The organism is Pseudomonadota bacterium (genome assembly GCA_016195085.1).
Taxonomy (GTDB): domain Bacteria; phylum Pseudomonadota; class Alphaproteobacteria; order SHVZ01; family SHVZ01; genus JACQAG01.
Window position 1 is genome coordinate 1 of sequence record JACQAG010000064.1, and the last position, 11,346, is coordinate 11,346.

9 protein-coding genes and 2 pseudogenes are annotated in these 11,346 nt (G+C 65.5%); 10 read left to right on the forward strand and 1 reads right to left on the reverse strand.

Going from position 1 to position 11,346, the window contains the following annotated elements; all coding sequences use genetic code 11:
* Positions 1-362 precede the first annotated feature (362 nt).
* From HY058_18375 to HY058_18410, 8 genes and pseudogenes are all read left to right on the forward strand, one after another.
* The gene (locus HY058_18375) at positions 363-1,502 is read left to right on the forward strand and encodes a mandelate racemase/muconate lactonizing enzyme family protein (protein ID MBI3499266.1); all 1,140 of its coding nucleotides are present in this window, start codon (positions 363-365) and stop codon (positions 1,500-1,502) included.
* Between the two features lie 31 nt (positions 1,503-1,533).
* Positions 1,534-2,781 carry a sugar ABC transporter substrate-binding protein gene (locus tag HY058_18380; GenBank protein MBI3499267.1) on the forward strand — a complete coding sequence of 416 codons (1,248 nt, stop codon included), beginning with the start codon at positions 1,534-1,536 and terminating at the stop codon, positions 2,779-2,781.
* Positions 2,782-2,805: 24 nt separating this feature from the next.
* Entirely contained in the window at positions 2,806-3,915 is a 1,110-nt protein-coding gene (locus HY058_18385) for a racemase (protein MBI3499268.1), read from the forward strand.
* On the forward strand, positions 3,915-4,826 hold the full coding sequence (locus tag HY058_18390) for a sugar ABC transporter permease (GenBank protein MBI3499269.1): 912 nt from the start codon (positions 3,915-3,917) through the stop codon (positions 4,824-4,826). The genes HY058_18385 and HY058_18390 overlap by 1 nt, the downstream gene beginning before the upstream one ends.
* A 2-nt stretch (positions 4,827-4,828) precedes the next feature.
* A complete protein-coding gene (locus tag HY058_18395; GenBank protein MBI3499270.1) occupies positions 4,829-5,659 on the forward strand; it encodes a carbohydrate ABC transporter permease in 831 nt (276 codons plus the stop codon).
* A 54-nt stretch (positions 5,660-5,713) separates the two neighbouring features.
* Positions 5,714-5,892 (forward strand): annotated as a pseudogene (locus HY058_18400) (transposase).
* A 135-nt stretch (positions 5,893-6,027) separates the two neighbouring features.
* A pseudogene (locus HY058_18405) lies at positions 6,028-6,158 on the forward strand (transposase).
* Between the two features lie 227 nt (positions 6,159-6,385).
* On the forward strand, positions 6,386-6,688 hold the full coding sequence (locus HY058_18410) for an SCP2 sterol-binding domain-containing protein (GenBank protein ID MBI3499271.1): 303 nt from the start codon (positions 6,386-6,388) through the stop codon (positions 6,686-6,688).
* Here HY058_18410 and HY058_18415 read toward each other — a convergent pair.
* The gene (locus HY058_18415) at positions 6,678-8,567 is read right to left on the reverse strand and encodes a tetratricopeptide repeat protein (protein MBI3499272.1); all 1,890 of its coding nucleotides are present in this window, start codon (positions 8,565-8,567) and stop codon (positions 6,678-6,680) included. The genes HY058_18410 and HY058_18415 overlap by 11 nt on opposite strands.
* 269 nt (positions 8,568-8,836) lie before the next feature.
* Here HY058_18415 and HY058_18420 point away from each other — a divergent pair, with 269 nt between their 5' ends.
* Both HY058_18420 and HY058_18425 read left to right on the forward strand, forming a co-directional pair.
* Positions 8,837-9,643 (forward strand): rhomboid family intramembrane serine protease, encoded by an 807-nt coding sequence (locus HY058_18420; GenBank protein MBI3499273.1) that lies wholly within the window; start codon positions 8,837-8,839, stop codon positions 9,641-9,643.
* 66 nt (positions 9,644-9,709) lie between these two features.
* Positions 9,710-11,059, forward strand: a complete 1,350-nt coding sequence (locus tag HY058_18425) for a tetratricopeptide repeat protein (GenBank protein MBI3499274.1) — start codon at positions 9,710-9,712, stop codon at positions 11,057-11,059.
* Positions 11,060-11,346 lie beyond the last annotated feature (287 nt).

An 11,346-nucleotide genomic window follows, 5' to 3' on the forward strand; every position in this document is an offset into this window, starting at 1 on the left:
CAAATCCCCATAGCTCGAACCCGCCGCACCGTCGCACCCTTTCCTGCCCGCGGTTTCCTCCCCTGAGGCTTATCAGACGCCTGCCCTCAGAACCCGCCGCACTCTCCGTGCCGGGCAGGCATCTGATAACCCTTAACATGAACGGACATGGCATCGTCACTCGATCACCTCGTCGGCACTGACAAGAACCGCTTGCAGAATGATCCGACTGACTGCCCTGACGGCTTCATGGTGAACACGAATTCGACTTTGGCCGGTTGCAGGACGGCCAAATCTCCTATTAGCCTACCGCACGGATGACCGGTTGGGTCGTTCATCCGGGGTATGTCGGTATAATAGCTCCACGGGTGAGACAGGACGACATGGCAACCATCCGCGACTTCACGGTCACCCGCTTCGCCTTCCGGCGTGACCGCATGATAGGCGACAGCCAGGTCGGCTTCGACGTCTGCAACGTTGCCGCGCTGGAGCTGCATGACGAGGCGGGGCACACCGGAACAGGGTGGCTGCTGAACCTTTTCCACGCCCTGCCCGATCGTGCCGAGCTCGAACGCGTTTTCCGTACGGAGGCCTTCGGCGGCCTGCGCGGGCAGCACCCTGCGAGCCTGATCCATCGCATCGGCCGTCCGCGTGGCGGCAACCAGCGCGCCATTCCGCACGGCTTCGGCGAGGCGATCGACCAGGCGCTGTGGGACCTCGCCTCGCAGCAGGCAGGGCTGCCGCTCTACCGCTTCCTCGGCGGCACCAACCCGCGCGTGCGCGCCTATGCCTCGGGCCTCGATTTCCACCTCTCGGACGCGCACTACGTGGAGTTCTTCGCCAAGGCGAAGGCGATGGGCTTCGAGGCTTTCAAGATCAAAATCGGCAATCCCGATCTCGCCTGGGACCTCAAGCGGCTCAGGCTGCTGAAGGAAGCGGTCGGCCCGAACCCGGTCATCATGGTGGACGCCAACGAGGCCTGGACGCCGAAGGAGGCGATCCGCGCGCTACACGCCTATCACGATGCCGGGCACGACATCCTGTGGATCGAGGACCCCTGCCTGCGCGACGATTTCGAGGGTTTGCGGCAAGTCTCGGAAGCGCTGCCCTTCACCCATATCAATACCGGCGAATACCTCGACCTCAGCGGCAAGCGCCGGCTGATCGAGGCGCGGGCGGTCGACTACATGAACGTGCACGGCAAGATGTCCGACGTCATGCGCGCCTGTTGGCTGGCGGCCGAGTACGGCGTGAAGGTGACGCTCGGCAACACCTTCCTCGAAGTCGGCGTGCACATCGCCGCGGCTTTGCCGGAGGCTGAGTGGATCGAGTATTCCTTCCAGAACTACAACCATCTCACGGCTACACCCATCCGCTTCGAGAACGGCTATGCGGTTGCGCCCGACGTGCCGGGCCACGGGCTCGGGCTTTCCCAAGAGGCGCGTCGGAACCATGCGGTGGACAGCGTCGCCGAGGGCCTGCGACCAGCGGCGGCACCGCCGGGGCCGATCCGGCTATCATGATGCCTTCAACGACTTAGGGGGAGACGACACAATGAATGACCTCTCGCGCCGCACGCTGCTGGGTAGCATGACGGCCTTCGGCTTCGCCGCCACAATGCCGCGCCTGGCTGCGGCTGCGGGTTCCGGCAAGGTGGTCTACTGGCACCATTTTACCAGCCAGGAGGAGTTCACCGGCCTCAAGCGGGTGATGGAACTGTTCGCCAAGATGAACGCGGCGATCGCACTGCAGCAAGAGAACATTCCAAACCCGGAATACATGGCCAAGTTCACCGCCGCCGTGGTGGCGAACACGCGTCCCGATGTGAGCATGGTCGTGGCCGAACGCCTGCCCGACATGCTGGCGATGAACGGGCTCGTCGACCTTACCAGCCGGGTCAACGGCTGGGCCAACAAGGTGAACTACCCAGCCGACCGCTGGCAGGGTTGCACCGCGAACGGCAAGATCTACGGCGTGCCGGCCTTCACCTTCGTCGACTGGGTCTACTACCGGAAGGACTGGTTCGAGGAAGCCGGCATCGCCGGCCCGCCCAAGACGCTCGACGAATTCGTCACGACAGCCAAGAAGCTGACCGACCCGTCGAAGAACCGTTACGGCTTCGGCTTGCGCGCCGGCCCGGGTGGCGCTTCCTACCTGATCGACCTGATGGAAGCCTTCGGCTCCAAGTTCGTCGTCGACGGCAAGAATGCCATGGACAAGGCCAAGGTCCTGGCGGCGGTGAAGTGGTATTCAGAGCTCGCCACCGTCCACAAGGTCGTCCCCCCCTCGGTAACCAATGACGGGTTCCGCCAGATCATGGAGGGCTTCAAGACCGGCCAGACGGCGATGACCTGGCACCACACGGGCTCGCTCACCGAAATGGTGCGCTTCTTCAAGCCCGGCCAGTTCGGCACCGCCGCGAAGCCCGCCGGCCCCGCCGCCCGCATCGCGCGGCTGACCTATCTTTTCAACGGCATCATGAAGACCGACAACATCGAGGCTGCGTGGGATTGGATCAGCTTCTGGGGCGAGAACGATCCCTCGATCGCCTTCCTCGAGGAGACCGGCTACTTCCCCGCCTCGGCGGTGATCGCCAAGGACGCGCGCATCACCGGTAACCCGCTGTACCAGGCGGCGGCCGAGACGACGGGCTTCGGCTCGCTGCCGCCGGCCTTCGTCGGCATGGCCGGCTGGTCGCAGAACGTCGTGCTGCCCGAGTTCCAGAAGATCCTGGTCGGCCAGTCCACGCCCGAGAAGGCGACGGACGCGATGCTGAAGGGGCTCGATGCCGCGTTGAACTGAACACCACGGAGCTCGGATATTCACATGCGCATCACCGACATCCGTGGCTACCTCGTCGAGGCCCCCTGGGCCGGCGACACCTTCCGCTGGCGCGCCGGCCTGCCGGGCTCCGGGGATGGCACGCCCAGGGGTAAGGCGCCGAAGAGCGCCATCCTGCGCATCGACACCGACGAGGGCATCACCGGCTGGGTCAAGACTGGCCGTGGCGAGGCGGTGTTGAGCCTGATCGAACGCCGCTTGAAGCGGCTGATCGGCGAGGACGCGCTGCTCACCGAGCGACTCTGGCACCTGGTCTGGGAGATCGACCGTCTGGAGGAAATGCAGCTTCACAGTCTCGGCCTGATCGACATGGCGGTCTGGGACCTCAAGTCCCGCAAGGCGAACATGCCGCTCTACAAGATGCTCGGCGGCAACTCGAACAAGATCCCGGTCTACGCCTCGACCGTGACCTGGGACACGATGGACGAGTACGAGCGCCACATCAAAGAGTGCATCGACGTAGGCTTCACCGCCTTCAAGCTGCACGCCTGGGGCGATGCCAAGGAGGACGCGCGGCTCTGCCGGAACCTGCGCAAATGGACCGGCCCCGATGCGGTGCTGATGTTCGACGCCTCGGCGGGCTGGGACTACGTGACCTCGCTGTGGTTCGGTCGTCGTCTCGAGGAGGAAGGGTTCTATTGGTACGAGGAGCCGATGCGGGAATTCGAGCTCGGCTCCTACCGCAAGCTCTGCGACGCCCTCGACATTCCCGTGCTGGCCGCCGAGACTTCGGATGGCGCGCACTGGAACGCCGCCTCCTGGGTGCAGGCGGGCGCGCTCGACATGCTGCGCACCAATCCGAGCATGAAGGGCGGCATGACCGGGGCGATCAAGATCGCGCATCTCGCCGAATGCCATGGCATGAAGGCGCAGGTACACGGCATGGGCCTGGGCCAGGCACATTTGTGCGGCGCCATTCCCAACAACGACTACTACGAGGAGTTGGTGATCTCCTCGCAGCAGATCAGCGGCCTGCGCCACGGCTCGCACGGCTCGAAGATCGAGGGCGGAATTCTGACCATTCCGGAGGAGCCCGGCCTGGGCGCGTTGCCTGACTGGGCGCGCCTCGAAAAGACGGCAATCGCGATCGTCTGATGTCGCGCTCGCTCGCCGACCGCATCGCGGGCATTTCGGACACCAGGGCCTTTCCCTGGCTGCTGCTGGTCCCGGCGCTGGCGCTGGTCTTCGCCGTGATCATCTACCCGACGATCTCCGGCATCGACCTCTCCTTCCGCCAGATGCGGCTGAACCGGATGGATCTCGGCACCGGCTATGTCGGCCTGCGCCACTACATGGCGCTGCTCGACGATCCGGTGTTCTGGATTTCGCTGCAGAACACCGCGGTCTGGGTGATCGGCACGGTCCTCCTCGAACTCGCCTTCGGCATGGTGATCGCGGTGGCGCTCGACTACGAGCTGCCCGGCTTCCGCTTCATGTCCGTCATCATCCTGCTGCCCTGGTTCCTGCCCCTGGTGGTGGCCGGCAATCTCTGGGCCCTGATGCTCGACAGCCGCCTCGGCATCATCAACGCGGCCCTGCAGGGCCTCGGCGTCATCCAGGGCTTCAAGGCCTGGTTCGCCGACCCGAACTGGGCGTTGCCGGAGGCCATCGCCGTCGAGACCTGGCACGGCTTCCCCTTCTTCGGCCTGCTGCTGCTGGCCGGCCTCAAGGGCATCCCGCGAGAGCTTTACGAGGCCGCCGCGGTCGACGGCGCCGGGTTCTGGCGGCGCTTGATCCACGTTCAGCTGCCGGGCCTGCGGTTCATCATCGTTGCGACCGTGGTGCTGCGCGCCATCAGCCTGATGAATTCTCCCGAGCTGCTGCTGATCCTCACCGGCGGCGGCCCCGGCCGCTCGACCCAGGTGCTCTCGCTCTACGCCTTCCAGAAGGCCTACCGGGAGTTCAACTTCGGCTATGCCGGCGCCTTGAGCGTGGTGATGTTCGTGCTGCTGATGATCGGCTCCTGGCTCTACGTCCGCTATTCCAACGTGCTGAAGGCGGATTGACCATGCGCCGCGGCAGGATCGAACGCGCGATCATCTACCTCATCGCCAGTGCCTTCACCTTCTTCGCCGCCTTCCCGGTGGTCTGGGCGCTCGACATCTCGCTGAGGTTCGAGAAGGACATCATCACCCGCCACGTCGCCCTGTTTCCGAGCCCGGCGACGCTGACCAATTACATCGCCATCTGGACCCAGTCGAACCTACCCGATCTGATGTGGAACAGCGCTGTCGCCACCTTCTTCACCGTCATCATCTGCGTCTTTGCCGGCACGCTCGCCTCGTACAGCCTCTCGCGCCAGCAGTTCGGCGGCCGACAGAACGTGCTGCTGTTCTTCCTCGTCCTGCGCATGTTTCCGGTCGTGCTGATGATCATCCCGCTGTTCATCATCATGCGGCAGGCCGGGCTGCTCGACACACGGATCGGGCTCGCGCTGGCCTATACGGCCCTCCTGCTGCCGATCTTCATCTGGATGATGAAGGGGTTCTTCGATGCCATCCCGCTCGAGCTCGAGGAGGCCGCCCGGATTGACGGCTGCACGCGGCTCGGCGCCATGTGGCGGGTGATCCTGCCGCTGGTGCGCGGCGGGCTGTGGGCCTGCGCGGTGTTCATCGGCATCGCCGCCTGGAACGAATATCTCTTCGCGCTCATGCTGACCACCAGTTCGGGCTCGCGCACCTGGCCGGTCGGGCTGCAACTGATGGTCGGCGAGTTCCAGCTCCCCTGGGGGGCGCTCACCGCCGGCGGGATTCTGTCTATCTTGCCGGTGCTCGCCTTGTTCGCCGTCGTCCAGCGCTCCATGGTGCGCGGATTGGCGCAGGGGGCGGTGAAGGGATGAGCGGTCTGGGAGTGGGCATGCCGGGGCGGCGCAAGCTGGTGACGGTGGTGGCGTGTGCATAAGGACCCTTCGGAGCAGGTCGTGAAGGACATCCGTCGCGCGACGCGGCGGCGATTTTCGGCCGAAGACAAGATCCGCACCGTGCGGGAAGGCCGGCGCGACGAGGACAGCATCGCCGCGCTCTGCGCCGCCAGGGGATCGCCCAGAAGCGCTATAACCGGTGGTCGAAGGAGTCTGCTTCGGGTCATTCGCGCCGATTTCGAATTGACCGCCGATGTCCGTTTAGGGGGTGATTCCGGAAATGCTGGGCTGTTGTTGAAGGTGTCACCGGACGCGTGGCTCAAGCTCCCAAGCCGGAGCTTCGAATCATGAGGTACGAACTCAGCGACCATGAGCGGGATGTTATCAACCCGATGCTTCCGAATAAGCCGCGCGGCATCCCCCCCGTGTTGATGACCGACGCCTCCTAACCGGCATCTTTTGGCTGCGCGCTAATGCGTCCACGCCCCGGCGCGCTGAGGCTTTTCTTTCCGCCACACCGGTCTTTCTGCAACGCACAATCTCCCTCATTCTGAGCTTGTCGAAGAACGCACGATCGACATGCAGATGAGCCTTATCCAACGACCATCTCGATCCGGATACCAGCCCACAGCATCGCGCAAAGCCTGGCCGAGACGCGGCCGAGCTAATAGAGTGCCGAGCCCAGCCTGCCGACGGAGCCCTTCGATGAGCCTCGAATCCGCCACCCAAGATCTGAAACGCCGAGCCGCCGTGGCGCCGAGCCTCGGCTACAAGGTGAAATTCCTCTTGGGTGCGGAGGGCATCATTCTATGGGACGGCACCGCCACCCCGGCCAAGATCGACAATGCCGATGGCGAGGCGGACACGACGATCAAGATCGCGCTCGGCGATTTCGAGAAGCTGCTCACCGGCAATCTCGATCCGACCCTCGCCTATGCCACCGGCAAGATCAAGGTCGAGGGCAGCGTCGGGGTCGCCCTCAAGATGGCAGGACTGCTCAGCGACTGAGCCTCTCGGCGAGGAACGCCTCGAACTCCCTGACCGGCGGCGTCGTACCGAACAGCGACGGTGCACGCGCGCCGATCCGAGCAGCGATTTCGGCACGCCAATCCGGCTCCTGCGCCAGCCGAACGGCGATGCGCGCATAGTCCTCCGGGGTCTTGGCAATGCAGTCTTCGATCCCGATCCGGCAATAGAAGCCGTAGGTAAGACGCCCGCGCAAATAGGCCGACGGCATCGTCACCACCGGAGTCGCGGTCGCCAGGCATTCGAGGCTGGTTTTGCCGCCGGAAAAGCCGGGGGTGTCCAACACCGCATCCGCCGCCGCCATGGCGCGGACGAAATCCTCGGCCGACAGCCGCGGCAAGAAGCGCACGCGATCCTGCGCATCGCCGCGCAACCGCCCGAGCCGGGCCTGGATGCGATCGCACCAGGGCCGCCGGTGCCCCTCGATGAAATGCAGGACCGCTCGATCGTCCTCGGCAAGGATCCGGGCGAGCACGGCATCGAAGCGGGGGTGCAATTTGAACAGGCTCTGGGCGCAGAGATAGGCGCGCCCACCCTCCGCCAGCCCGAGCTTGGCCCGCGGCGTGGCGCCGAGATCGATCGGCTGCGGTTGCCAGCACAACAATAGAGCGTCGAGCCGAACCAGGCGCTCGCTGTAATGCGCGTCCGCGCCGTCCGCGTCGAAATCCTTGGCCGAGATGAAATGATCGATGGCGGCGATGCCGGTGGTGACCGGGTGGCCCCAGGTCGCAAGCTGCAAGCGGGCGAGGCGCGCATGGGCGAGATAATAGGTCATCGGGTCCATGCCGATGTCGGTATAGAGGAGCGCATCGAGCCTGGCCGCGGCGATCCGGCTCCGGGCCTGGTCGAGATCGAGCGGCAGCGTCAAATACTCGTCGGCGAGCGCCTGAATCGTCTCCCCCATCGCATCCTCGGCCGGACCGCATTGGCAGACGACGACGGTGAAGCGTGTTCGATCGATCGCCTCGATGACGCCTTGGAAGAGCGAGCCGATCGTGTGCGCCTTGAAATAGGCGGAGACGAAACCGAGGCGGATCTTGCTCCCTGCACGCGGCGCCGGCGGAGCCAGATCGGCACCGAGGCTGGGAGAGGCGTGAAGCCAGAGCCGGCTCGCCCTTTCCTGCAGCACCCGATCGTCGCGATCGTGATAGGCCAGATAGAAGTTGGTCCAATGGCAATCATGGAGCGGATCGGCAATCGCAAGGGGTGCGGCCGCGAGACGCGCCACGCCCTGCTCGAAGCGCCGGCGCCAACCCTCGATCATCGCCTCGGTATCGGAGATGGGCGGTAGCAATGTCGCGAGCCGAAGCCGCCAGGCATCGTGGGGCGTGCGCGCCAAGGCCAAGCGATAGGCCCGGGCCGCACCCTCGACCTCGCCGGCAAGGTGGAGCGCGGTGCCGTAGTTGTAGAGCGATTCCGCCGCGCCGGGATCGAGGCTAAGCGCGCGGCGGTAGAGACCGAGTGCGGCATCGAAGGAGTCGCCGTCGCGCAACGCGTTGGCGAGATTGGTGAGCGCGCCCACGTGGCGTCCATCAAGCGCCAGCACCCGTCGAAACACGCGGGCCGCCGCGTCCGGTGCTGCCTCGCGCGCGTGACGATTGCCGAGATTGAACCACGCCACCGCCAAGGACGGCGCCAGCGCCAGTGCGACACTGAGCCGGCCGCGGGCGCGGGGATCGCCCATCCGCTCGAAGACCACGGCCAGATTCGTATAAAGCGCCGCCGCGAGCGGCTGACGCTTCAAGGCCGCTTCGAGGCCTTTCGCCGCCGCTTCGAGCCGATCCGCCGCATAGTCCTGGGCGGCCTGCGCCAGCAGCTGCTCCGTGGTCGCTTCCGTGACCGTCCCCGCCCCCTTCGCCATATCTCAGTCTACCCCGCTAGTGTGATGATTCCGAAGTTCGTCGGCGAACTTCGAAATCTGAATCACACTAGCCTCAATAGATCAGTGGCCCGCTCATCCCTGAAATTCGCAGACGAATTTCAGGGGCGGGACACTTGGCTGCGATTCGGCTCGACGACCTCGGAGCACCTGTCCGAGAATGGTCACCCGCCATGGAGGATGCCGGCTCCTTCATAGTGTAGTCGCGCCGTTGAATGAAAATCCGGCCGGGGCCACAGGGCAACAGAGAGATGTTCACGCTCCCGCTCTATGACGACAATCCCGTCGGCCGCAACCCGGTCATGACCTGGCTTTTGATCATCCTCTGCCTCGCCGTGTTCCTCTGGCAGCAGACCTTGTCGCCGCGGCCGCAAGAGAGCGTCGTCTATGGCCTGGGATTGGTCCCGGCCGTGCTCTTCGGCTACGACACGCTGCCCCAGCCTTGGCGTCTGGTGCCGGGCTGGGCCACGATTTTCACCTCCATGTTCATGCATGGAAGCTGGCTGCATCTCATCGGCAACACCTGGTTCCTGTGGATCTTCGGGCATGGCGTCGAAGGTGCCATGGGGCATGGGCGCTATCTGGTTTTCTTTCTCGTTTCCGGCATTGCCGCGGCGTTTGCGCAGAGTTTGGCCGATCCAACCTCGACCCTGCCGATGATCGGTGCCAGCGGCGCCATCGCCGGCGTGCTCGGCGCCTATCTCCTGCTCTACCCCTACGCCAATATCCGCGTGCTGGTGTTCTTCCTGGTCGTCATCCGCGTGGTCAACGTGCCGGCCTTGATCGTGCTGGGGCTGTGGTTCCTGGGCCAGGTGCTGAGCGGTGCGGCGACACCCATGGATGAGGGTGGTGTCGCCTTCTGGGCGCATGTCGGCGGCTTCCTCGCCGGGGTGGCCCTGGTGCCGCTTTTCCGCCAGAGCCACCGGAGCCTGTGGAGCCAGCCGCAGTCCCGCCCCTTCCAAGTCATGCCGGCGCAAGCGGTGCGCCGGGGCAGCGTTCCCGAAACACCCTACCGGCCGAGCGGCCGCGGGCCGTGGGGAGGGTTTGGGAGGGGGTGAGAACCCCCTCCCCTATTCCACCTCCGGAACTGGCGCTAGCCCTCGCCCACCGGCTAAGCTCGGCCCATGCAGAAGGACATCCGCGGGCTGCCGATCAGCGCTGCCGGCAACGAGGCGGCGGACGCCTTCGATCAGGCGATCGAGAACTACGTCAAATACCGGGCCGATACCGGCGAGCTCGCCGGCAAGCTGATCGCGGCCGATCCAAACTTCGCCCTCGGCCACTGCCTCAAGGGCTACCTGACCATGCTCACCTACAAGAAGGCCTATCTCGGCGGCGCCGAGGCCTGTCTCAAGGCGGCGCGTGCGCATGCGGCCAATGCCACCCCACGCGAAAAGCGGCATATCGACGCCCTCGCCGCCTGGCATTCGGGCGCCGTCGAGGAGACGCTCGCGATCTGGGAGGCGATCCTCGGCGAGCATCCGACCGACTTGCTGGCGCTCAGGCTGGCGCATTTCAACTATTTCTGGCGGGGCGAGGCCGGGCGGATGCGCGATTCCCTGCTGCGCACCAAGGGCGCCTGGTCGCCTGGCATGCCGGGCTTTGAGACCTGGCTCGCCATGGCGGCCTTCGGGCATGAGGAATGCGGCGACTATGCCGAAGCGGAGCGCACCGGCCGCCGAGCAGTCGAGCTCGACCCGGCCGATCTCTGGGCGACCCACGCGGTTGCCCATGTGCTGGAGATGCAGGGGCGGCACGGCGAAGGCATCGCCTGGCTGGAGGCGCTGCAGGGGAACTGGGACGCCGCCAACAATATGCGCCATCATCTCGCTTGGCATCGTGCGCTCTACCATCTGGAGCTGGGTGAGTTCGATCGCGCGCTTCAGCTCTACGATGCGAAAATTCGCCCGCTCGACTCCCCCTTGGTCAAGGCGCAGCCGGACCTCTACATCGACATCCAGAACGCCGCCTCGCTGCTCTGGCGGCTGGAGCATCTGGGCGTGGCGGTGGGCGAGCGCTGGTCGGAGCTGGGCGAGAAGGCCGAGGGGCGGATCGGCGATCACCTGCAGCTCTTCACGCTCCCGCATTTCATGATGGCGCTTGCCGCCAGTGGTCGCTGGCAGTCCGCCCAGCGCATGCTGCAGGCGATGCGCGAGGAGGCGGCCGCCGCCACCTCGCCCCATGCCACCATTCTCGGCACGATCGCCGTCCCCATTTGCGAGGCGGCGATCGCCCACCGCAAGGGCGAGCATGGCCGCGTCGTCGAGCTCATCCAGCCGATCCGCGACGAGCTCTGGCGCCTCGGCGCCAGCCACGCCCAGCGCGACCTCTTCGATCAGCTCTTCGCGGATTCCGCGCTCATCGCCGGCCGCCGCGACGTGCTGGCTTCGCTAGTGCCGAAGCTGATGGAGCGCGGCCGCCAGGCGCCGGCCGGCCGCAAGGCATACGCGAAAGCGGCGGGGTTCGCGGCGTAGCAGCTCGCTTCCATACTCGTCAATTCGCATACCCTCTCCCATGGGGAGAGGGTTAGGGTGAGGGGAAGCCGACGTGCAATTCCAGTGCACGCCGCCCCTTAGGTGTGGTCGCTGACGCCAAGCACCCATCGGCGGCACCGCCGCCCCTCACCCGCGCTTCGCGCGACCTCTCCCCATGGGCTATGGCGTTCACGGAAATGATTCCGTGGTGAATGCGAATCTGATTCAAAGGAGTAGGGCTGGTTTTGCCGGAGGCTTTGCCATGGCCTTTGGGGACGTTCGGGTTG